We start from the raw sequence: 21,205 nt of genomic DNA on the forward strand, positions 1-21,205 counted from the left end.
TCTCCTTATGCGCCCAGGCCGATAGCCATAGGGTCCTGCGGTTGCTGTTGGGGTTGCTGTGCCGCCTGCTGCTGCGCGGCTTGTGCCTGCTGCTGCTGGGCTTCCATCGCGGCGGCCTGCATGGTCTGCTCGCCTTCGGAGCGCGACACGAAACCGGATTCGTGCAGGATCGCGTCGCCGATGTCAGCGATGCCCGGAGCCATGATCACGGCACCAGCTGCTTCGAGTGCTGATTTCTGGCTGCCGACATTGGCGGCGACGGTCTTGGCCTTGATGTCAGCGGCGTGGGCCTCGTTCTTTGCAGCCTCAGAGATTGTCTTGCGGAGCTGTGCCATGGCCGCTTCTTGCTGGAACTTTTGCTGCTGGGCCGCTGCCTGCTCTTTCTGCTGCTCTTCCGGCGACGGTGCCTGATCGTCCGCATCAGGATCTTTCATGCCGGTGACCTGACGGATGCGCTTCACGATCTCTTCGCGTTGCGGGATATCCATGCTCTCGACCACGAGATCGAGCATGACGATCGCTATCTGCGGGTTCACTGGGGCGAGCTTGCCGAGCAGCTCCATCAACGATTCGACCTGCGCCTGTCTGACGGTGGCGCGGTAGTCTTGCTCGTCGATGATGAAATCCGCCTTGGTGCGGACGATATCGTTTTCCGGCAGACCGTCGTTGACCGTCACATACTCCGGATTGCCGCGCATGTTCGTGATGCGGAATTGCTTTTCGTCCGACATGAACTGCTCGATGTTGGCGAGCAGCTTTTCGCCACGAACCTGCTGGGCAAATCGGTGACTGTCGAAGAGCTTGGCTGTGGCAAGTGCACCCTGTTCCTGCCGGGCCTGAATGGCGATGCCTGACACGGCATTGGTGCTGCGCCCAAGGTTCTCGTCAGTGACACCGCCTACCTGCTGCACCATCTGGATGTTGCGCGACATTAGCTCGAGGTGCCACTGGCTCAACTCTCTGTCGACGTCGAAAGCGAACTTCTTGCCGGTATTCACCTCGATGATGGCGTCCGGCTGGGCTATTTCCTCGCGCAGCTCGTCGATGTCATCTACCGCGCCCTTGTCCATGACCACTTTGTTGGTCGAAAGGATGTGCAGCGCCTTGCTTGCGCGCTTGTTGATATCGACCTGAATGTCTCTGATGTTGCGCACCAGTCCGTACGGCATGCCGTCGCGGTCGCGGCGCTTGTTCCAGATCGGTGTGAATGGGTATTTGTTGTGACGGTAAAGCGATGGCGAAAGCCACAGCATCCCAGCCGACGTGAAGAGGGCGACATACATGCGCATCGTCGGCTTCTTCACTACTTCGCCGTCGCCTTCTTCTACAGCGGCTTTATGACCAGGCGAATATTCATCGTAGATTTCGCCAGCGAAGGTGCCGCCTGAAATCTTGGGTGTCTGGACGGGCATCTTGAACCAGCATTCGAATATCCTGACGCGGCGTCGCTGGTATCCTGTGACGCGGTCGGAAACATAGGTGCCGTCGCCCCTGCCCTGATTTTCCATCTCGGGGCCGTCCATGGCTTCATCGCCATAGGCATCCATCATGGCAAAGCTGTCTGCATCGTCGATGCTGCGCTCGAGTAGTGCCTTGCGCTTCGGGAACATGGCCTGAGCTACATCGAGGTCGAGCCACTTGGTGCGGATCACATACCGGGCGTCGTTCAGATCGTATTCGGAGGCCGCGCTGTCCCACAGCATGTTGCGCCACGATTCGTAGCGGGAGAACAGCGGCTCGCCCTCGTCGTCACCCTGGTAGCCGTCCTCCATCCAACCAACGCCAATCTTCGCCGCATCTTCGAAAGAGCGGCTTACATGAAAGCCTGTGCGGTTGACGTCTGAGAGGTACTTGAGCAGCTCGGACTTGCGCTGCGCCGGCTTTCCCTCTTCCTTGCGGCGCGGCAGCACCTTGAAATCGGTACGCGCGCGCTTCTCGGTACCAATGACCCAATCGACCGTGACAGCAGTGACGTTGAAGACGAGGGCCGATTGCCCGCGGTCGTTCAGCACCTTTGTCTGCTCTTCGGTCCACTGGATATTGTCGTACATATCCGCGTCGACGGCCATATCGTGGCGGTTCTCGGACTGACGATCTAGCTCGCGGGTGTAGAAACCCAGAAGCCGCTTGTGGAGCTGGGTGTTACGGCTGTTATCCAGCGCGTTTCCAGCTTGTGGGCGGGTCGACGCCGGCGTGTCTGTCGGAATGGGCGATTCGTATCGCTTCTTCCTCACTGAACCGTCGTCAGCGTCGAGTGAAAACATTCTATTCCCTTATTTCAGCTTCGATGGTTCGCCCGGTGTTGGGGTCACGCATGGTGACTTCGGCCACGGTCTGCTGATCGTCAGTCGGGTATGGGGGAATAGACAGGAGGTCGCCCAGGTGGTCAGCGATAAACATCGCTATCCGGATCACGGTGCGACGGTCATGAGCGTTAAGGCCGAGGGTACTTGCGAACTGGTGTGCCGTGTGAGCGGCTTGGGCAGGGTCGCCGACTTCCTCTGACCATATCCATGCGCGGTCCATAGTGACCACGCAAGGCGTCAGCCTGTCGTCATATTCCCTGTCCGCTGGAATAAGAACCATACACGGACGGAATCGATCTTCCAGCCGTATCCAAGTGCCGATAGCCATAATGCCGTCTTTGCGGAAAGTCCATACGCGCTTATTTAGATCCAGATCTGGTCCCATTTTGGTGCCTTTCACAGCGTCATTGGGTCACGCGCTCTTCGGCGTGATCCGTTGTTGGATGATGTTGGACGGATGGTTCCGCACAGGCGGCGGACTTCGTCGCGATACTGAGCCTTTTGGCGGATCGCGTCGGGTGCGTGCTGGTGGCCGTTCTTCTTCGGCGTGTCGGACCAGACGCCCATATTCTTGTTCCAAGACTTCCGATAATTGTCGATATGCAGGATGCCTTGCTTGCACTTCTCCTCGTCGATCACGTAATTGACGAAGTCATCCTTCAGCGCCGGAAGCCCGATAGCCATCAGGTCGGGCGTTCTCGGTACGATGTGGATGTTCTGGAGCCTGAGGCCTTCCAACATTTCCTGTGGCGTCTCGATGACGAGCGCACCTGGTCGGCGCTGGTTGCCATCGTGCGGCAGGAAGTGGTGGCCCCAGACGAAACCACGCTTCTGCATTTCGGCGATGACGTAGCTGTACGGCTCGCCGCTGCACTCGAGGTAATCGATGAAGTGGTCCATCATGCCGACGGACTGGTGGAACCAGATGGCGATATCGTCATCTACGCCCAAGTCCCAGAACGTGTTGACCGGCAGCTCTGGCCTCCATGGCACGCGGGTAATGCGGCCCTCTGCGCGCGCCCGTGTCATTTGCTTGGCGAGAATGACGCCCTCGGTGGAAACCTTGAAAGCTTCCTCGACGGTCGATGGGTATTCCTGCCACATCATCTCGTCGTCGTCGGAATAATCGTTCAGCCTGGTGGCGACGTACCAAGCGCGTTTGCCCAACGATATCTCACGGCCAATCTCGCGCTCGAGCTCGTCGAAATACTTATCGTCCTTCGGCGTGATGATGATGCCTTCGGGGTCGATCTCGTATTCGTCTGCATCCCACCACGATGCGAAGTGCATGCGGTACTGCAGGCGTGACAGTCGCTTGCCAGCATCCGCGTTCGCCTTGGCCTCCATGACCATCTTGTAGTAGGCGCCATCGCGGCCCTTGGCCGTGCTTTCAATGAAGGTGATGCCCTGCCCCGCGGCGGCCAACGCGCCGGTGACGATCTTCTCCGCCTTCAACGGCGATTCGAAACAGATGATGCCGAACTCGGAAACGTGCAGCCAGTTGAGCGTGTCACCGCGGGCCGAGGTGGAAACCTGTATCGAAGATCCGTTGCTGAAGATCTTCTCTTCGGTGTTGTCCACCTTGATCCGTCGCTCGGACTTGATGAAGTCCGGCAACCGCGCATACGCAAACTCGATCTTGTTGCGCATGATCTTGCTGGCGGTGAACTGGTCCTGCGCAATGATCGCTGCCCGCTGGTTCTCATTGAACAGGCAGGCATCCAAGAGCAGCAGCTGTATGACCGTAGAGAAACCGCGCTGGCGAGCTTTCGGCACGATGTTCCGGTGCCAGATGCGTTTTAGAAACGTCTCCTGCGCCTCGTTCGGCTTGAAGAGAACCGTCTGCCCGTCTTTATCGAGGATGTAGTAGAGGTTGCGGATGCGCCAATTCGGATCTTTGAGGTTCTCGAGGAACTGCTCTTCCGTCATGCCGGCGAGGTGCTCATACATTATCGATCGTCACCCTCAGGTTCTTCGACAGGCACGAAAGTGTTGGCGGCTTTGTCATCCTCGACCGGGACGAACGTGCTGTTGCCCAGCTTCGATAGGAAGGAACCGAGCGGGCTGCCCTTCTCGACGTCGTGATTGATATGCTGGACGGCGCGCCATGCGTCTTTCCTGCGGTTTTGCAGCCAGAACATCGCGGCCTTGGTGTCAGGCGGCACATGCTCGATGATCTCGACGCGCTGCGGCTCGCCTTCGACGACAACGATCTTCTCGCTATCGAAGCTGTAGCCTGTGGCGCGCTGGTACAGGCTGTGCTCGACGCGGTTGTCGGCCACGTCCTTGCCCATCTCGAGCGCTTCACGGAACTCTGGGTATTCCAGCTTCCAGCGATGGATGGTGCGGATGCTCACCTCGAATGCCTGGGCTATCTCGAGATCCGTAGCGCCGAGTCCTGCGAGCTGCTTTGCGATGGCGATGTTGCGTTCATCCCAAGACGTTGGACGCCCGCCGTAATTGCGCGGATCTGGGCGGAACGCTGCGCCGAACTCTGGGTGCTCTTCCTTCCACCACTCCATCGTCTCGCGCTCGATGCCGATGACGTGAGCGATCTCGTCTTCCGACACCTTGGCGAGGAACATCGTGCGGGCCAGACCTATGAAATGTTTCTGGTACCGGACGTCCTTCGGCTCAGGCGGTGCCTCGAACTTCGAGCGCACATCGGCCTTGGTCTTGCGGGGCTTAGGCTTGGCCTTCGGCTTCGTCACCTTGCCGGTCTGAGCCTTGCCTGTGGCCTTGCTGGTGGTTGGTTTCTTGATTGCCATCAGCCTGTCACCTCAAGGCGACGTGGGGTATTCTCACCCAGGCACCAGCATGTGCGCTTCATGACCACGCCGTGGCCGAGATAGAGTTTGAACACGCCTGTGCCACGGCACGAAGCGCAGTCGCTCACAGGCTCAGATTTCGGCTTTAGGAGTGACAAAACTCTGCCGAAAATCGTTGGCTTCTTCACCATTGGCGACCTCCGCGTCTCGCTCGTCCAGCGGCAAGCGCAGCAGCAGCACCAGATCCCGTTCTGCGATCCAGACTTTCAATCAGCCGATGGTTTCTAAGCGGGTGTGGTTCGACCACAGGCGGATGGTCCAAGACTTCTCTCGGCCAATGCGTATCCTCATCTACTGTCGGAGGGATATTTGTTATATATGGTACTGGCTCTGGTATTACAGCGCAATTGTCGAGCAATTGCTTGACCGCCCTGCTGTTTTTGTTGGGCTTTTCCCGTTCCACAGGCTGATTATCTTTGCGTTTCGATCCGTTTTCAGCTCGTTTTCGCGAGATATTCAGCGAGTTTTGTATTTCTGTTTCGGCGCGATGATTACTCAGTTTGCCGCCTGCGGTGATGAAGATTTTGCGCAGCGCAATGAGCTCGTCGAGGAGAGCTTTGGCCTTCCGAAGCGAGCAGTTCAGCTCACCAGCAAGCCAGCGTTCATTCCGCTCGATAGGGCCGGCCTCGTCGTAGATCAGGTCAAGGATCGTCGTGTAGGCACCACGCTGTTCGAGCGTAAGCTTACGGTACCCTTGAAGCGCGTCGCCGTGGTACCGACGATGATAAGGCATGGTACGACGGCTCATGCTGGCGTCCCTTCTGAGTGCAGTGCGAGTTGAAAGGGTGTGAGGGCGAGCGATCGCGTCATGACCTGCTCTCCAAATACTGCTCGAGAGCAATCGGAAGGCCTTCGAGAGCAGCATTGTAGCCCTCGCGGTACCCTTCCGGTTTAGTGTCGAACACATTGTCGGATTTGAACACCTCCGGCGTGATGGTCCATTGCTTGGAGCACCACTCGGCAAACTGTTCCATTTCGTGCTGCATGAGATCCGTGACAGCCCGCTCAAGCCTACTGGTCATGGCTGCCCCCTGCTCGTCTGCTGGGCCCACGCAATGGCCTCGTCGCGGCTGTGCAGCGTGACGACGGCTGAGCCGCGCCATTCGTTGGCGAATGCCTGCTGGTTGTCGTTGAGAGCCTTGGCGTAACCTTTGTGCCCCGTCTTAACCTCGACGAGATGCGTCTTGCCGCGAAAGCCGACGAGGAGATCAATGGGTTCGTTGAGCGAGAACACGGACATGCCGAACGCCTCGAGCGCTGCACGGATCTCTGGCTCTGCGATGTCGCGCTTTGCCGCTCGGCGGGCTATAGAGGTACCCGTCTTGGCCTTGCGTTGTTTCCTGAACTGGGCGGATGTGACGGGCTTCATGCTGGCACCGCCTCGCTGTAGCGTCCGGTGCGGTTCCGATAATCGTGCACATGGTTCGCCAACGTCTGATAGGTGGCTTCGAAGTCTTGCGAGTGCAGCAGGCCAACCCCGCCCTCGTGCTCCCAAGCGGCGATGTTGCGCTTGTAGTCGTCGATGAGGATGTCGCCCGGCGAATGCATGAACAGCGGCTTATTCAGACCGTCGATGACAGGCAGGATGTGGCACGCTGTTGATAGATGCTCTCTGACCCATCCACGCTTCTGCCGGGCCACATCCTGATAGCTGGACGATGGGCAGGCAGTGAGAATGATGGGGTTCATCCACGAGATGCTGTCGTAGAAGGCCTTCGCCCCCTCAAAGCTCGGCATATCCCTGAAAAAGCCGGAACGTGCGTTGATGAGTTGCCACATCGCGGCGGGTGACATCGCACGTTGATCTACACCGAAGACGGACGGGAAATGGCCGTCGAAGTCAGCCATGACGCCGTCTAGATCGAGATAGATAGTAGGATGAAATCTACGGCTCATTATTCAGCAGCCTCCGCAAAGGCATGACGAACGTTATGAACGGCCAGCAGCCGCACCATTTCGGGCGGCACCGAGTTGCCAACAAGATGATATTTTTGCGTCTTCGTGAGACGAACCTCTTTCCCGTCCAGAGTGATGGTGTCAGGCAGAGAGCCTTTGGCGAAACCATGCGCTGCCGCACCTTCCTCCGGCTCAAGCATGCGCATGCCAATATCGGTGATAACGTAATCCTCGCCTTTGACCTTGACCGTCACCAAGCCGTGGCGAGCCTTTTGCGTCATCGCACCTACCGGTTCCGTGATGCTTTGCTCGTACCCGCCGTTGCCGGTGTAGTAGGCTTGAAGGAACGCGTAGATAAGGCCAGCGTGGTTGCCCCCAGCGGTTGGGGTTGCCATAGGCTCGCAAATGTCGCGCCCGTCTTTGTTGGTACCGCGCAACGCCAGCATCGACGCTGCCACGACACCTTGCTGTGATCCGGTCGTAGTGAGAGCCGACACCGGGTCTCGCGCATCTCTTGCGTTCAGACCCGCGCGTGGTCCCTCATTGTGTTGGGCGAGGAATGCCGCGACAACGGCGGTTTTGCCTTGACCGTCTGGGGTGAACACCGGTGCCGGTTCGGACACATCGGCACCAACGCTCTCGCCAAACTGCCGTTGTAGGCTGATTGCTGCGACGGCATGGCGGGGTTCTGTGACGAACGTCTGCAAGGGTTCTTCTACATCGCCGCTGCGCCGTATGCCCTTCTCGCCGCCGTAATAGGCTTGGATCGTTGCGCCCAGACGCGGTACCGCAAGCATCATCTCCCCGCCCTTGGCGGTGGTTATCGTGTTCAACGGCTCATCGGTCGAACGTGCGCCGAGGTTGCTCTTGGTGTGAGTGATCGGCACGAGGAACGGCTTTGCTGCATTCACGACATACCGAACGACGCCGCGGGCGGTTCTTCGTTTGGTGGCGAGGGCCAAATCCTTCTTGCGCCCGAAGATCGATTTGACCGGTCGCGACCAGTCGAGGACTTCGCATACGCCTCGCCACGGCTTCAGGCCAAGGCGTTTTGCATCTTTACGCGGTGCATGGGTGCGCTCGGGCCAGACGATAGGAAGCCCGCCCAGCTGTGCCACGCCGAAATACCGTTTGCGAATGGTGTGGACGCCATAATCTGCGCAGACCAACACCTTTCCTTCAAAATTGTAATTCAGGCGGTTCATGTGTTTCAGCCAGGCGCGCCAAATGATCCCGCGTTTCTTTTTGTCGGGGATAAGCCATTGCTCCTGAACAGGGACGCGCTCGCCCTTGTTCGCAACAGTTCCGTCGAGCCTCATCACGCGCCCCGACACCGGGCAACGCTTGGCAATAAGACCGCCCCACGTCTGGATCTCGGGCACATTCTCGAGCGTAATGGTTTCCGGCCGCACGGTACCGGCCCAGCGGCAGACAACCCACGCCAGCGAGCGGCGACGCTTCGAGACAGGCTTGCCACCTTTGGCAACGCTGAAATGTGTGCAGTCCGGGCTGGCATGCAGGACGCGCACGCCCCGGCCCTTCGTTGCCTCTTTCGGGCACACCTCGAACACATCGCAACGGAGGTGGCGCGTGTGCGGGTGCCGCTTCTGATGAACAGCGACCGCGATAGGGTCATGGTTGATAGCCAGGTGGACGTGAAAGCCTGCCTGCTCGAGGCCGTCGCATCCCCCGCCCATGCCGGCGAAGAGAACAACGGTCATACGGTTATCGAGATCAAAGAATGATGGGCGCAGCGGTATGTTCATGCCGTGAGCCTCCGCGGCACGGCGGCACGCTCGGCCTTGGAACCGATGCCGACAGATGCGGTCTTGTGGAAGTGACAATACGAGGTGCCGTCATGCGTTGCGTTGGCGCAGAACAGCATGTTCTCGCGGTCGCCTTGCATCGGCCAACGGCAATGGCCGGCATCGAGCTCGTAAAGGCGAAGATTGCGTGGCTCCGGCACCGGAATAGACGGCACCGGCTGGGCAACGATGATCGGCGCAGGGACAGGTTTCACCTTTGGAGATGAGAAAGCCATACCGCTCGAGGCGAGCCGCGCAGAGGGACGTCTGGGCTGCGGGCGTGGCTGCGACGCCTCGGCGCGATCCTTCGCCATCTCCCTGCCGGGCCTGCCGGTCAGCGGCACCGCTGTCATCTTCTCAGGGTGCCGGTTGTAGAACGAAATTACCGAACTGCGAGTGATGCGTTCGCCAAACTTCCTGCTAAGCGCGTCAGCAATAGCCGCGCCGGTGCCGATTGTGGTCGGATGCGCTTCGATGATCGCAGCGCTACGCGCCTCTGCGGATAGTGTTCTCCATCGGTTCTTCATGGCTCACTCCATCCCCAGGGCGGCCATGTAAGTCTGCAAGATCGATTCTTCCTCGATGCGTTCGTTTGCATCCTTCTTGCGCAGGCGAATGATGGTGCGGATCGCCTTCGTGTCGTAACCCCGGCCTTTTGCCTCTCCCATCACGTCTTTTATGTCATCTGAGATCGCGGACTTCTCTTCCTCAAGACGCTCAACCCGCTCAATGATCGAACGGAGCTCGGCAGCGGCCACGGTTTCGGTAGCCGCTTCTCCGGTCTCGTCACGGTCGAAGGCTTCGATCTGCCCCGGCAGCGTCGGATTATGAGCTTTACCCCTCGCGGCATCTGTCAGTTTGCGGGCAGCTTCCTTGAGCACCGGAACTTGCTTCTGCTCGATTGTGAAATTTAGATTTGTCACCGTTCGACCCCTTCTATGCTGTCGAGCGTCAACTGACGCGCGGTTGCCCGGCGCGCGATGCGCCACGATTTGCTTTTGAGTTCGTTTTCAGAGAGGAGCTTCAGCTTGCCGGTGTCCCTGACCCGCGGGAGAAGAATGGTAACAACCACTCCACCGGGCTGGGCGATGACGGCGGCGAATAAGCGGTTATCGAAACTCTGAAGTCCGAATTTCGCCGCAGCAGCGAGGCCCTTTGTCCAGATCAGCGCCCTGAGAGCGTCAACCGTTGTTTCAGCCGCGTCAGCCAGAGCAAGAGCCCTCGCCTTTTCGGTCGCAAAGTCCTGATGGACGTCGATGTCCAGGATACGCTGCACATAACGCGATACAGCGTGGAAACTCACGCGCTCCGGGTCATCCCCCGCGGTCTGCTGCACTGTGTCCCCCCTTCAGCAGATCGTCGGCTTGAACCAGCGCAGCCAACTGGCGTCGTGCCGATGCGATTTCGTGATCGGGACGCTTGGCGCGGCCTTCTGAGAATTTGTCGATCCACCAGATCTTGGAGCGGATCATGTCTTTGAGGCTCGACCGGATCTGGGTAACCGTGAGTGACGGGGTTCGGGCGGCGTGAGCCTTTTCCGCGATGATCCTGTCTTCGGCGGCGCGGACCAGTCCACCGACTGATGTTTTCTCGGCCACCATCAGGCTACCTCTCCGAACTTGGCGCGTTCGCTTTGGAGCCTGCTGATTTGCTCGTCGATCTCCCGACGGCGCTGGAGCTTCGCAGCGTCATCGACCCATTCCGGGGGCTCATCGAAACATGCTGCGAGCAGCGATGGTCCGAATGCAGAGATCAGGAGCGAAAAGTGCTGCACCGATGGCTGTGAGCGGCGGTGCAGCCAGTTCTCAACGCTTGCAGCAGGTATTCCCGTCACCGCTTCGACGTGGTGCGTCGTGGCACGCGGAAACGTTCTTTTCAGCCAGGTAACGAGGCCAGTCACTTCGAACTGGACTGCGGAGCCTTGCCCGCAATGTTGCGGGAATTTTCCTGCGGAACCGCCGATACGTTTCGGTGCAATGTCGAAACGGAGAGGTTCTTCTTCGGCAAAACCGAAGACGCCTTTTAGATGAGGATCATTGGAGGCGATGCGGTGCGACGACAGGGCAATCAGACGGCTTTCAGTGCGGACAGGAGCCGCGATCATGGCCTGACGTGCGCTCCGCAGGAACTGGCGAAGATGAGAGAAAACGCCCGAGGCAGACGCAATACCTTTTGCCTCGGGTTCACGGTCAGCCCTCGGGGAGAGAGAAACCGGGGATGCTGGGAATGGGATGACGGTCACTTGCGCCCCCTGTGCTTGGAAAAACTGTTGGGCGCGAAGACGTTGCGCGGGCGATGGCGGTGGCGACCTTCGATGATGTCCTGCGCCACTTCGTCGAAATCGGTCTGGAAAGAAAAGTGAGCACATGGCGGCGAGACAAACAGAGGGCCATCGGATGGGCGCAGCTTGGCCAGCAACGCTTCGTCGGTCTGGATGTAGAAGGCGTGAACATTGGCCATCATCACGAAACGCCCTCCGGCACCGGGGATGGCTCAGGAACGTTACGCTTCAACCGCTCGGCCTCGATGAACGAAACGACCTTTACGCCAGTGTCTTGGAGGACTTTGCCGCCATTGCGAAGCCTGCCGACGAGTTCGGAGTTTCCCACGGCGCATTTGCCGAAATAGGATTCGCCCATTCCCGTATCGTTCAGGAAAGCATCAATTTTCGAGAGGAGTTGAGAGGTTTGTTCGGTCATCATGACGTGAATATATCCTCGATAGAGGATACGTCAACCATCCACTATGAAGGACGTGCAGAAATATCCGAAATAGAGGATATTGCCACCATGAAAAGTGCGGATTGGAGAGCGCGTCTGCGGGACGCATTATCGGCGCGCGGCATGTCCGCTCGTGAAGCATCGTTGGCCGCGGGCAAGGGCCCAGGCTACGTTCATTCCATATTAAAGGACGGCAAGGACCCCACAGTCGACAATCTGGTCGCGGTTTGTGAGGTTCTCAACGTAAGCCTGTCCCAGATCATCTACGGGATAGACGTCTCTGCTGAGACGGCTGAGATTTTATCTCTTCTTGAGGGCTCTCCCGAAATGAGGGACGGGATTTTGAAGATCCTTCGGAATACGCCGCGGCCTTAAGCTCGTCGATACACCCACGCTTTTGCTCATCTGTGAGCGAATTGAGTGTCTCGATCAATCTGGAAACGCGCATAAATATTCCATCCCTTTGCCAAGCAGGATGATGGAACAGAACAAGAACATAATCAAGACGGGAAACGGCGGCTATTAACAGATGGTAAACACACTTAAGATTGCAGCTGTCGTTATTTCGGTGTCTGCGCTCGCACCTAGCGGAGCCCTGGGCCTTGATTTCAAGATATTGGAGCATCAGTCAACCGCCCGATATATCAGGGCATCTGGTACTATTTCGGTAGGGGATGCCGCGGTGTTGCGGGGGCTGCTGGGAGTCGACGGTAAGAAATCTGTGATCGTATTCAATTCTGACGGCGGCTCAGTCACAGAAGCGTTGAAGATCGGACGAGATCTGAGGCGGAACGGAACTGATACATTCGTGCCGAGCGATGCCCGCTGCCTCTCTGCTTGCATCCTCGCTTTCGTGGGAGGGGCACATCGGACTGTTTCCGACACCGGAGCATTAGGATCACATCAATTCTACTGGCCCGCGGGGGAGGCGCCGGCTGGGGACGAGGCGACGTCCCTCACCCAGCAACTCTCGGCCAGCGTCCTAAGACACTTCATTGCCCTCGATGTAGATCCCGAGGCATTGACCCTCATCATGGAAACGCCGCCAGCGAAGATGCTGGTGTTTAACACTGCCCTCCTCAAGAGGTTCAGGCTCGTAGGGACCGCGTCAGCATCCGAACGCCCGGCCGTATCGCCTGAGGGAGAAAAACGGGTCGGCTGCCCGTTCCCTGAATCGTACATCAACAACGATCCACTGAACCTATATCCAGCCTGCAAGCACTAAAATATCCTCTATAGAGAACACGTCACTTGACATATCCTCTATAGCGGATATTCTCATCTCCATCGAAGGTTGCTTCGCTGCAACCAGATTTACCGATGGAGTTGACATATGCGGAACCTGCTTGCGTTTGCGGGAGCGATATCGCTCGCCCTGATTTTCAGCATCAATGATGACGGCTACGCCCGTTGCTCGCAGGTAGCGTCGCTCGCGACGTGCCACAGCGCTTTGAACCGCTGAGGTGCCGCTTTGATGAGATGGACCTGCACCAATTGCGGCGCTGTTGAACGCCTTACCTTCTATCCTGACTGCTGCTCTTCCTGCGGCGGCGCGATGATCTGCGACGATGGTCGCACCACGCAAGGTGCGAACGACACTGACATCACTGAGTGTCACGAGCTGCTCGACGCTGCGGGGGAAGGCGACGCGACGGCGAATGTCATTCTCTGGCAGGAACGCGCCCCGACCTACTACTACAATCCCGAGATGATCGCGGACCTTGCCCTGCAGAACCGCATCGACATGATGCAGGCCATCTATGGAGCTGCGGCATGACGCTCACATTGAGACAGCGCGCCGACGTGGCACTCGACGCTGCGGCTGATATCGCCCCGGCACCGGATGCGGTGAAGCACATCGCGTTTAAGGCGATGCGGGCACTTTATCCAGACGAGAGCGGCTCCCTTCTGGGATTTGTCCTGTCTTACCCTGCCCCCAATCTCGCGGAAGGCATGTCGGCGCTGTATCACGGCGTTGGCATTTTCGGCGATCTTGAGATCGATCACGTCATCGGCGCCATCGTCGCACCAGCCTACGGCGAGAGGGCTCACTGACGTGGGCAAGCGTTCGGACTTTCAGCGCAGCAAACACGACAGGTATTTGTCTCCGTACGAGGCCGCCTTACCGCTGCGGCCCTTTCTCCATGGCGTAGATACGTTCTCCGAGCCGTGCTGCGCGAACGGACGCCTGATCCGCTGGATAGAGAGCTTTGGCCCGACCTGTAAGCATAGTGGTGACATTCAGTTCAGCATTGATGCGCTGTTAGATCCATGGCTGCTGCAAAACCGTGTCGATGCGATCATCACCAACCCGCCTTACACATGGCAAATCTTGAAGCCGATGATCGAGCGGTTCATGCGGATCGCGCCGACTTGGCTGCTGCTGGAAGCTGACTTCAAATACAATCTGCAAGCCCGCGAATTCATGACCCATTGCACAGATGTTGTTCCAATCGGGCGCGTGCGTTGGTTCAGCAAAACCGAACACGACAGCAAAGATAATTACGCCTGGTACCGCTTCGACATTCAGCACCGGCGCGGCCCTGTTTTCCATCCAATGCAACTCATCGATAAGCGGCGCATCAGGAAGCTGGCGCGCCCGGAAATCGAATATCCGGAGATCGAACGTGCTGCATAGTTTCCTCAATCTCCCCGCCCCGCTGTTGGCGGTCTGCGCCGGGCTTATCGCTGGCGCGCTGTATGCGCTTGGCCTGTGCACCGGGAAGCTTCACCGCGAACTGGATCGTCGGCGCACCGAGCGCCAGATCCTCGAAATCCAAACAAGCATCGACCGCCAAGACGCCATGATGGCTCAGGCGGAACGTGACTACGCCGCCCGCATGGGCCTAACCCAAGGAGAATACAATGCTTGATACCGCTCAACACGCCAAGAAGCCCAACCCGGTAGATATCCACGTCGGCGCTAAAATCCGCGCACGCCGTGCAGTGGTTGGAATGAGCCAGGAGAAGCTGGGCGATGCGCTGGGTATCACTTTCCAGCAAGTCCAGAAATACGAGAAGGGCACCAACCGTGTCGGCGCCAGCCGCCTGCATCGCATCGCCGAGGTTCTATCTGTCCCGCCAAGCTATTTCTTTGACGGCTCGCCAAGTCATGGAGTGACGGAGAACGACGGGAAGCAGGACGATCTCACGACGTTCATGCAGCGTCCCGACGGCATCCGTCTTGCCAAGCTGTGGCTGCGGGTCGGCGATAGCGAAGCCCGGCGCAAGCTTCTCGGCGTGGTCGAGCTCGTCGCTAACAGCAGCTGCAGCGGCGATAATTAATCTCAAACATCAGAACTTCTCATTAATCCATTGTTCCCCCTGGCCTTTGAGAGTTTTGACCCGCTCCGGTTTCCTCGCCTGAATTTTCGGCGGGGTTTCCCGAACAGGTCTGATGGAGATTGTTATGACTGATACGACGACGGGGACGGCCATTCCAGCACGCCCGAAATATTACGACGATGCAGTGCGCGAAATCGCGGTAGATAGCATCATTGATGATGTTGCCGAGTGGATCGAGGAGAGCAGCCAGTTTCAGCAAAAGGCGCTGAAGGAAGTGTTGGTGCGCTGCATCGATACCAACGCTTACACCTTCGCAAGCAATCTGGAACGTCGGTATGGCTGGTCGCCTGACGCTCGTCTTGTAGAAATTTTGGATCAATTTTCGCTCTACCAGGCGCACGAAAAAGTGGTTGCGGTATGGGTGTCTGAGCACGGGGTGAAAATCCCGTTCAAGGTGGGAGATCGTATCTGCTCACCCACTATAAAAGCTGGCACCGTCGAATACCTGTACGATGAAACGGCAAAGATCGGCATCATTTCCGATGAAGACATTGAGAAAACGACACGCCCGATCAGGCTTGTCGACTTCGAGGAAGCCACCCCAATTCTCGGCACCATCGGCGAGGCATCGGCACCGGAAGGCGGTGCATCATGAGCAATGCTGACCTGAAACAGCGTTGGGCCGACGCCCAAGCCAATGTCGATGAATTGGAAGAGCAGCGCTATGAGCTCATCAGGCATACCGAGCAGGAATACCTGGCTGCGCTGGACGCGCTCGATGCCGTCGATAAGGAACTTGGCGAGGTTGAGTGCCTTCGATGCGAAGCATGTCGCGCTCCTATCTTCGAAGGCGATTTATACCACGGCGGCGATACGCCGATGTGCTTCGAGTGCGCACCTACCTATCAATCGCTGATTGACGAGCCAGAGATGTTCGTTGACGAAGACTTGGAACACGCGGACCCCGACAGGCTTCGTGCGGAATACGACGCTCACATCGCCAAGGGCGGCAGCCCTGACGACAAGTTGGTGGCGGTCCATGGTTGAGCGCGCAATTCTTTTCAACGGTACGATGGTCGCTGCTCTTCTCGCTGGGCGCAAGACACAGACACGGCGTGCTTTAAAGCCACCTTATGGGACGCTGGAACTGACCTCGAATGGCTGGAAGCCTATTCACACAAAAGTCCATGTTAACGACCGGCTCTACGTCTGCGAAACCCATTTCCGCTACGGCCATTGGGAGCCGAAAGGCACAGCAAAGACCAAGGGCGGGAAACAGAAGTGGCACTTCGTCGAGGATTCGGCGGTTGTGGTGTTCGACGCGCCGGCAGAGTTCCGCAAGGGAATGAGCAACGCTGACCCATACACCCCGGCGTGGCACAAGCGTCCCGGTCGGTTCATGTTCCGCAAGCACTCACGCCTGACCCTTAAAATCACAGATGTGCGGATCGAGCGCTTGCAGGATATAAGCGAGACCGATGCGGTTGCCGAGGGTTGCTTCAAAGGCAAGGCTTCAGGTCGCGTTTTTAATAGCGCCACCGCAATGCACCTTGGCGGCGATGAGTGGAGCAATGCCCGCGATTGGTACGCAGATCTATGGGAACGCATCAATGGACTTAACTCATGGGACGCAAACCCATGGGTGGTTGCCTACACCTTCGTCACGATCAACGCGAATATTGATCAGGTGGCGGCATGAGCGGCCTAATCATCAAATCCATCGGCACCGCTACAGTCGAAATCGGATCTATTCGTGATTTCGGCTCTTTGACACTTATCGAGACCATCGGGAAGATCGGACCCTTTACACTCTCCCGCAACATCTCCGGCGTTGGCTTCGAGCTATCGGCAGAAGATGAACTTTTTATGCGGATCAGCATCAAAGACATACTGATGAAGTGTGCCCAAGAGTTCGCCGCAGAGATTGAGCGGCGTAAAGCGTTACCGGCAACGACGGTGCAGATCGGCCAGGTGGCCGAATGAGAGCCCAATCGCACTTCGATATGCTGCCCCGCCGTAATCGCCGTCTGATCCTGCGCGATGAGGGCATCGCTCGCAGATCCGGTAAATGGTCGGCGTGGGAAACCCTGATATTTCCACGCGGCAGCGTCTCACCAAACGGATGGACCGCTGAGTTCACGACGGCTCATCGCAACAACGTTTTCAGCATTCTTGAACGTACGCTGCCCGACGGCACGCGTCACCTCGGGATCACCTCACTGTCTGGCGTCCGCCCGACTTGGCCCGAGATGCAGCGGATCAAAGACGAGATCGCGGGGCCGGAGGCAACGGCTGTCGAAGTCTACCCGCCCAAGGCTGAAATCATCGATGCCGCCGACATGTATCACCTGTGGGTGCTGCCAGCGCCCCTGCCCTTTTCCCTGTTTACGAGGACGAACAATGACTGAAACGGCACCGGCAAACCTGCAAGATTACATTCTGGCGGAAGTCACCCGCAAAACGTCGGAAGAGCACATTCGGACGCTTATCGACAAGAAGATCGATGAAGCGATCAAGGGTGCAGTCGACGATGAATTCCGCTACGGCGGAAATCTCAAAAAACAGATGACGGCGGCTGTATCGGAAGCGCTTTCGATTGGCGACAGGATCGACGTCCCGGCCTACGGCGTGATGGTCATGGCTCTGCTTCGCGAGCGACTCGATGCGAACATTTCCGAGATGTTGAACGCGAAGCTCGCGACCGAGATGCAGGAGCTCTTGCAGATCGCACCGAAAGAACTGAAATTTTCGGATGTCATCGAAAAGATGACAGAACACGCGAAGGATATGGGTGACAGGCCGTGGGGCAAGATCGCCGTCTTCGTTGAAGAAAGCGATTACAGCGCAGGATGCTACCACGTCGGTATGGACCCGGACGGCGATACTCTCAAACGCTATAATTGCGAGACGCAGTTCTACGTTAGTTCAGAAGGCACGATTTCAGGCCTTACCCTCGACCGGCGTGACGTTGGTAAGGTAATCAGCGTGGGGGCCTACTGGGGCTATCAGAAGATGATCTTCTCGGCCTACGCGTGCGGCTCGAAACTCATCATGGACGAGCTTGACCCCTCCCTCGAATATGGGGCGGATTGAGGCATGACCAGAGAAGAAGCGCGGGCGGCTTGGGATACAAGCGGGCTGACGTACGCACATTTGACTGCTAGCAGCGTCCAGAAGCTTCGCGACCTGATTGGTACGAAGATGAAATCCTCGGGCCTCATGGCCCCATCGGGCAGAAGCGCGGGGACATACCGCATCCAGTCGAAAATTAAGGTCTGGCTCCAACACGGCGGCTTTGGGTGCGGCCTCTATTGCAAGGCGTTCTATTTCAAAGACCGCGAAGCCGTGACGTTCAATGATAACGGGTTCATCGGCTTTGCAGGGTGGGCGGATGAAGTAAACGTCCAGCCGATCCTCTCAGCCTTCGTGGAGTGGGTGGAAGGCTTAAAAACGGAGCCAGCCAATGTCTGAAACTGAAATCCAGAGGCTCCGCGATAGCACCATCCGCACCGCTATCGGTCCCACCATTCTGCTCGGATCGGGCACCTACTTCGATTTCGAAGATCCCGATAACAGCTCCATTACCATTGAGGACATTGCCTACGGCTTGGCGTTCGAAGGGCGATGCGCTGGGCAGTGCGTAAGCAGGGCTCGGCACATCCGAGTGTTTTACTCGGTCGCAGAACATTGCGTCCGAATGAGCCTAGCCGTAGCTCCGGAGTTAGCGATGCAGGCGTTGATGCACGAGGTTGGAGAGGCCGTCTGTGGCGATATGACTGCGCCGCTTAAGAAGCTCCTCCCTGAGTACAAAGTGATCGAGAAACGGTGCGAGGCGGCGATCCTCAGACGGTTCGGCGTTGAAATGACGCACCCGCTTGAGATCAAACAGGCTGACGTCCGGATGCTGGCCACAGAGCGCCGCGACCTTCTGCCGTGGCGTGGTGAGCGATGGAACCACGAGGACGAAGCAGTCCCTTATGATTTCGAGATCGTCCCTTGGGATCCAGCGAGGGCGGCGCTTGAGTTCATGCAGCGGTTCGACGAGTTGACGGGTGCCTCCCATGGCTGAAACCTCCGCCATCGAGTGGTGCGACGCCACCGTGAATTTCTGGTGGGGCTGCACAAAGGTCTCTCCCGGCTGCGATCATTGCTATGCCGAGACGTGGAACAACTTTCGCGGCACCGGCGAATGGGGACCGAACGCGCCGCGCCGCAAGATTAACGGCGCTGTGGCACTGTTGAAGAAGCTAAACACCAAATCTGCCCGGACCTTTTTCAGTGACTATGGTCGCCCAATCCGCGTGTTCATGCAGTCAATGTCAGACACGTTCGACAATGAGGTGGATGATGCATGGCGCGCGGAGCTCTTTGCAAAAGCAGCGGACGCGCGCTGGGTGAATATCATCCTCCTGACCAAGCGGGGCGTGAACGTCGCCAAGATGGTGCCCGCGTCATGGCTCGATAACTGGCCGAAACACATCGGCCTGATGTTCTCGGTCACGTCACAGCGCGAAGCGGATCGGGACATACCCCGCCTCATCGACCTGAAGCAGCGCCTCGGCTTGCCATGGATTGGCTTGAGCTTAGAACCGCTGCTCGAACGCACCAGGCTGAAAGCGGAATGGCTGGACCATATCGATTGGGTCATTGTCGGCGGCGAGAGCGGACCTGATGCCCGGCCAATGCATCCCGAGTGGCTGGATGATATCAAGAACGCCTGCACGCTGCGCAGCTATCCACGTAAGCCGGTTCCATTCCTGTTCAAGCAGTGGGGCGAGTGGGTGCCGCATGACGTCGCGGTACGCCTTCCGACGATTAAACCGATGGCTGCTTACCCGGCGATGGAGCTGCGCCGCGACGGAAACGCGTTCTCTGTCACCAATCTCGGCACCGTCACCATGGTCCGCGTGGGCAAGAAGGCTGCTGGCCGGGAAATGTACGGCACTGAATATCTCCAATTTCCAAAGGCGCTCTCATGACCACCCCAGGGCTTAATTACCGCTTCGCCGAGCGCCGGTCAGCATACGCAAATTTCGTTGCCTACCTCGAGTACCTAAACGCCGAGCAAGCGGAGAATAGAGCCACACGGCGCTGCATCGTTCGCATTGTTAAGGTGCGCGGCTGTGATGGCGAGATATCGGCGAGAGAGGGCTGGCGCATGTATTGCCAGTGCAAGCCCCACATGATTGGCCGCGAAGGCAAAGGTGGCCTGTGATGCCTGAGCGCCTCGTCGCGTCGATGGTCCAATATTTCACCTCCTCTGAGCCGCCGCCCGTCGGCCTCGAGGATTTTCTGAAGGAGAACGAACTTGTTGAATAAGCTTTGGGCCAAACTGGCCGCCACATGGCGCACCGATGAATCCGGCGACCCCGACAAGGACGCCTATTTCGACAGCGGTATGTGGGCCGCTGTTCGTGAGCGCGAAGACAAAATCGCGGCGCTCGGTGCCGAATGCGAACGCCTGCAGGCGCTGGTTCATGTTCCGGACCGATCACCACTGAGGTCAAATTGACGATCTGAAGGATTGATAGTCACAATCAGAAAGCCAATGATCCGAAGCTTTTCAATTATCGGATTGATCTCTGACAGCTTTGGTACGTAGACATTTAGGAAGACCCTCGATCCTTCCGTTTTCCAACCCAGACTTTCAATCGTTCCGAGCGCTCGATGAATTGCTTCATCCACGGGTTCGCTCAACTGCGACGAATCCAGTACAATTTCAATGTGCGCGGGCATATCCTGAGCAAGGATTTCGGAGACACTAGTTGAAGTGTAATAGGGTTTGCTAGCTTTAAGTTTAGACAGAAAGGAGTCTGCGGGGCCGACAGGCCGCTTGCGCTTCAGCAAGGCGAGATCCTGTTTCACACTTTCCAATTCATGCAAAAGTAGTTTGTCGATTGAAGTAGCCGATTTTTCTATTTGCTGAAAGTTGATAGCCTTGGTGACAGGATTGTCCGGCAAATGCTCCGGCGCTGTCGCGTCCCTAATCGCTTCTTCTAGCTGCCTCCGGGCCTCCAACAAGTGGCTGTGCTGATGCCAACTGAACTCGATGGCCCGATAGGGCTTAACATCAAAAGGAATTTCGGTGCCGACCACGAACATGTGTATCGTAGGCTTTCTGGTCATATGCCTGATACCCATTTCGTAAAACGCATTCGCGTTCAACAAACTCATGTCACATATGACTAAATCCGAATCTATTAGATGGTTGATCATCTGCGTATCGATCATGCCAGGAGTGGTGATCTTATCCGAACGCGTTACTTTGAAGGTAAGCGGCAAGGAGACCCCATCTGGCGCGGCTGATGCTGAGTAGGGTATGTCGGGCATACGAGTTGTCTGAATGTGAGGATCTATGTCTAGAC

The 21,205-nt window shown here is 57.6% G+C and carries 34 protein-coding genes and 1 pseudogene; 17 read left to right on the forward strand and 18 right to left on the reverse strand.

Annotated elements, in window-relative coordinates; all coding sequences use genetic code 11:
- Positions 1–5: 5 nt before the first annotated feature.
- The 17 genes from GGQ73_RS14725 to GGQ73_RS14805 form a co-directional block, all read right to left on the reverse strand.
- A complete protein-coding gene (locus tag GGQ73_RS14725) occupies positions 6–2,264 on the reverse strand; it encodes a portal protein (protein ID WP_183896944.1) in 2,259 nt (752 codons plus the stop codon).
- Between the two features lies 1 nt (position 2,265).
- A complete protein-coding gene (locus GGQ73_RS14730) occupies positions 2,266–2,634 on the reverse strand; it encodes a hypothetical protein (RefSeq protein ID WP_210290135.1) in 369 nt (122 codons plus the stop codon).
- Between the two features lie 68 nt (positions 2,635–2,702).
- On the reverse strand, positions 2,703–4,256 hold the full coding sequence (locus tag GGQ73_RS14735) for a hypothetical protein (protein ID WP_183896946.1): 1,554 nt from the start codon (positions 4,254–4,256) through the stop codon (positions 2,703–2,705).
- A complete protein-coding gene (locus tag GGQ73_RS14740) occupies positions 4,256–5,074 on the reverse strand; it encodes a hypothetical protein (RefSeq protein ID WP_183896947.1) in 819 nt (272 codons plus the stop codon). Before GGQ73_RS14740 ends, GGQ73_RS14735 begins: the two co-directional genes overlap by 1 nt.
- A complete protein-coding gene (locus GGQ73_RS14745) occupies positions 5,074–5,265 on the reverse strand; it encodes a hypothetical protein (protein ID WP_183896948.1) in 192 nt (63 codons plus the stop codon). Before GGQ73_RS14745 ends, GGQ73_RS14740 begins: the two co-directional genes overlap by 1 nt.
- Positions 5,259–5,882 carry a DUF1376 domain-containing protein gene (locus GGQ73_RS14750; protein ID WP_183896949.1) on the reverse strand — a complete coding sequence of 208 codons (624 nt, stop codon included), beginning with the start codon at positions 5,880–5,882 and terminating at the stop codon, positions 5,259–5,261. The genes GGQ73_RS14745 and GGQ73_RS14750 overlap by 7 nt, the downstream gene beginning before the upstream one ends.
- A 58-nt stretch (positions 5,883–5,940) precedes the next feature.
- A complete protein-coding gene (locus GGQ73_RS14755; protein ID WP_183896950.1) occupies positions 5,941–6,156 on the reverse strand; it encodes a hypothetical protein in 216 nt (71 codons plus the stop codon).
- Complete coding sequence (locus GGQ73_RS14760) at positions 6,153–6,503, reverse strand: hypothetical protein (RefSeq protein ID WP_234910978.1); 351 nt, start codon at positions 6,501–6,503, stop codon at positions 6,153–6,155. Before GGQ73_RS14760 ends, GGQ73_RS14755 begins: the two co-directional genes overlap by 4 nt.
- The gene (locus GGQ73_RS14765; RefSeq protein WP_183896951.1) at positions 6,500–6,982 is read right to left on the reverse strand and encodes a 5' nucleotidase, NT5C type; all 483 of its coding nucleotides are present in this window, start codon (positions 6,980–6,982) and stop codon (positions 6,500–6,502) included. The genes GGQ73_RS14760 and GGQ73_RS14765 overlap by 4 nt, the downstream gene beginning before the upstream one ends.
- A 47-nt stretch (positions 6,983–7,029) precedes the next feature.
- On the reverse strand, positions 7,030–8,796 hold the full coding sequence (locus tag GGQ73_RS14770) for a DNA cytosine methyltransferase (protein WP_183896952.1): 1,767 nt from the start codon (positions 8,794–8,796) through the stop codon (positions 7,030–7,032).
- Positions 8,793–9,362 carry a GcrA family cell cycle regulator gene (locus GGQ73_RS14775; RefSeq protein ID WP_183896953.1) on the reverse strand — a complete coding sequence of 190 codons (570 nt, stop codon included), beginning with the start codon at positions 9,360–9,362 and terminating at the stop codon, positions 8,793–8,795. Before GGQ73_RS14775 ends, GGQ73_RS14770 begins: the two co-directional genes overlap by 4 nt.
- Before the next feature lie 3 nt (positions 9,363–9,365).
- Positions 9,366–9,641, reverse strand: coding sequence for a DUF2312 domain-containing protein (locus tag GGQ73_RS14780; RefSeq protein ID WP_183896991.1), 276 nt, complete (start codon positions 9,639–9,641; stop codon positions 9,366–9,368).
- Between the two features lie 113 nt (positions 9,642–9,754).
- Positions 9,755–10,171, reverse strand: a complete 417-nt coding sequence (locus tag GGQ73_RS14785; RefSeq protein ID WP_183896954.1) for a hypothetical protein — start codon at positions 10,169–10,171, stop codon at positions 9,755–9,757.
- On the reverse strand, positions 10,149–10,436 hold the full coding sequence (locus GGQ73_RS14790; RefSeq protein ID WP_183896955.1) for a hypothetical protein: 288 nt from the start codon (positions 10,434–10,436) through the stop codon (positions 10,149–10,151). Before GGQ73_RS14790 ends, GGQ73_RS14785 begins: the two co-directional genes overlap by 23 nt.
- Complete coding sequence (locus GGQ73_RS14795) at positions 10,436–11,077, reverse strand: hypothetical protein (protein WP_183896956.1); 642 nt, start codon at positions 11,075–11,077, stop codon at positions 10,436–10,438. The genes GGQ73_RS14790 and GGQ73_RS14795 overlap by 1 nt, the downstream gene beginning before the upstream one ends.
- Entirely contained in the window at positions 11,074–11,298 is a 225-nt protein-coding gene (locus tag GGQ73_RS14800; RefSeq protein WP_183896957.1) for a hypothetical protein, read from the reverse strand. The genes GGQ73_RS14795 and GGQ73_RS14800 overlap by 4 nt, the downstream gene beginning before the upstream one ends.
- Complete coding sequence (locus GGQ73_RS14805) at positions 11,298–11,537, reverse strand: hypothetical protein (protein ID WP_183896958.1); 240 nt, start codon at positions 11,535–11,537, stop codon at positions 11,298–11,300. Before GGQ73_RS14805 ends, GGQ73_RS14800 begins: the two co-directional genes overlap by 1 nt.
- A gap of 87 nt (positions 11,538–11,624) precedes the next feature.
- Between GGQ73_RS14805 and GGQ73_RS14810 the strand changes: the two genes are divergently transcribed.
- The 17 genes from GGQ73_RS14810 to GGQ73_RS14890 all read left to right on the forward strand — a co-directional run bounded on the left by GGQ73_RS14810 (position 11,625) and on the right by GGQ73_RS14890 (position 20,352).
- Positions 11,625–11,930: a helix-turn-helix domain-containing protein gene (locus GGQ73_RS14810; protein ID WP_183896959.1), complete on the forward strand. Its 306-nt coding sequence runs from the start codon at positions 11,625–11,627 to the stop codon at positions 11,928–11,930.
- Positions 11,931–12,084: 154 nt separating this feature from the next.
- Positions 12,085–12,780, forward strand: a complete 696-nt coding sequence (locus GGQ73_RS14815; RefSeq protein ID WP_183896960.1) for a COG3904 family protein — start codon at positions 12,085–12,087, stop codon at positions 12,778–12,780.
- A 249-nt stretch (positions 12,781–13,029) separates the two neighbouring features.
- A complete protein-coding gene (locus tag GGQ73_RS14820) occupies positions 13,030–13,332 on the forward strand; it encodes a hypothetical protein (protein ID WP_183896961.1) in 303 nt (100 codons plus the stop codon).
- Positions 13,329–13,610, forward strand: a complete 282-nt coding sequence (locus GGQ73_RS14825) for a hypothetical protein (RefSeq protein WP_183896962.1) — start codon at positions 13,329–13,331, stop codon at positions 13,608–13,610. The genes GGQ73_RS14820 and GGQ73_RS14825 overlap by 4 nt, the downstream gene beginning before the upstream one ends.
- Position 13,611: 1 nt before the next feature.
- Positions 13,612–14,193 carry a hypothetical protein gene (locus GGQ73_RS14830; RefSeq protein WP_183896963.1) on the forward strand — a complete coding sequence of 194 codons (582 nt, stop codon included), beginning with the start codon at positions 13,612–13,614 and terminating at the stop codon, positions 14,191–14,193.
- Positions 14,183–14,428, forward strand: coding sequence for a hypothetical protein (locus GGQ73_RS14835; RefSeq protein WP_183896964.1), 246 nt, complete (start codon positions 14,183–14,185; stop codon positions 14,426–14,428). Before GGQ73_RS14830 ends, GGQ73_RS14835 begins: the two co-directional genes overlap by 11 nt.
- Entirely contained in the window at positions 14,421–14,840 is a 420-nt protein-coding gene (locus GGQ73_RS14840; protein ID WP_183896965.1) for a helix-turn-helix domain-containing protein, read from the forward strand. Before GGQ73_RS14835 ends, GGQ73_RS14840 begins: the two co-directional genes overlap by 8 nt.
- 124 nt (positions 14,841–14,964) lie before the next feature.
- The gene (locus GGQ73_RS14845) at positions 14,965–15,495 is read left to right on the forward strand and encodes a hypothetical protein (protein WP_183896966.1); all 531 of its coding nucleotides are present in this window, start codon (positions 14,965–14,967) and stop codon (positions 15,493–15,495) included.
- Positions 15,492–15,887: a hypothetical protein gene (locus GGQ73_RS14850; RefSeq protein ID WP_183896967.1), complete on the forward strand. Its 396-nt coding sequence runs from the start codon at positions 15,492–15,494 to the stop codon at positions 15,885–15,887. Before GGQ73_RS14845 ends, GGQ73_RS14850 begins: the two co-directional genes overlap by 4 nt.
- Positions 15,880–16,539, forward strand: coding sequence for a hypothetical protein (locus GGQ73_RS14855; RefSeq protein WP_183896968.1), 660 nt, complete (start codon positions 15,880–15,882; stop codon positions 16,537–16,539). The genes GGQ73_RS14850 and GGQ73_RS14855 overlap by 8 nt, the downstream gene beginning before the upstream one ends.
- A complete protein-coding gene (locus GGQ73_RS14860; RefSeq protein WP_183896969.1) occupies positions 16,536–16,823 on the forward strand; it encodes a hypothetical protein in 288 nt (95 codons plus the stop codon). The genes GGQ73_RS14855 and GGQ73_RS14860 overlap by 4 nt, the downstream gene beginning before the upstream one ends.
- The gene (locus GGQ73_RS14865; protein WP_183896970.1) at positions 16,820–17,248 is read left to right on the forward strand and encodes a DUF7694 domain-containing protein; all 429 of its coding nucleotides are present in this window, start codon (positions 16,820–16,822) and stop codon (positions 17,246–17,248) included. The genes GGQ73_RS14860 and GGQ73_RS14865 overlap by 4 nt, the downstream gene beginning before the upstream one ends.
- Positions 17,241–17,933: a hypothetical protein gene (locus GGQ73_RS14870; protein ID WP_183896971.1), complete on the forward strand. Its 693-nt coding sequence runs from the start codon at positions 17,241–17,243 to the stop codon at positions 17,931–17,933. Before GGQ73_RS14865 ends, GGQ73_RS14870 begins: the two co-directional genes overlap by 8 nt.
- A 3-nt stretch (positions 17,934–17,936) precedes the next feature.
- Positions 17,937–18,311, forward strand: coding sequence for a hypothetical protein (locus GGQ73_RS14875; protein WP_183896972.1), 375 nt, complete (start codon positions 17,937–17,939; stop codon positions 18,309–18,311).
- The gene (locus GGQ73_RS14880) at positions 18,304–18,909 is read left to right on the forward strand and encodes a hypothetical protein (RefSeq protein WP_183896973.1); all 606 of its coding nucleotides are present in this window, start codon (positions 18,304–18,306) and stop codon (positions 18,907–18,909) included. Before GGQ73_RS14875 ends, GGQ73_RS14880 begins: the two co-directional genes overlap by 8 nt.
- A complete protein-coding gene (locus GGQ73_RS14885) occupies positions 18,902–19,819 on the forward strand; it encodes a DUF5131 family protein (RefSeq protein WP_183896974.1) in 918 nt (305 codons plus the stop codon). The genes GGQ73_RS14880 and GGQ73_RS14885 overlap by 8 nt, the downstream gene beginning before the upstream one ends.
- Before the next feature lie 329 nt (positions 19,820–20,148).
- Positions 20,149–20,352, forward strand: coding sequence for a hypothetical protein (locus GGQ73_RS14890; RefSeq protein WP_183896975.1), 204 nt, complete (start codon positions 20,149–20,151; stop codon positions 20,350–20,352).
- Here GGQ73_RS14890 and GGQ73_RS14895 read toward each other — a convergent pair.
- Positions 20,316–21,205 (reverse strand): annotated as a pseudogene (locus tag GGQ73_RS14895) (hypothetical protein); the annotation flags it as partial. The gene GGQ73_RS14890 and the pseudogene GGQ73_RS14895 sit on opposite strands and share 37 nt — an antisense overlap.

Source organism: Rhizobium skierniewicense (assembly GCF_014196515.1).
In the GTDB taxonomy this organism is placed as follows: Bacteria; Pseudomonadota; Alphaproteobacteria; order Rhizobiales; family Rhizobiaceae; genus Agrobacterium; species Agrobacterium skierniewicense.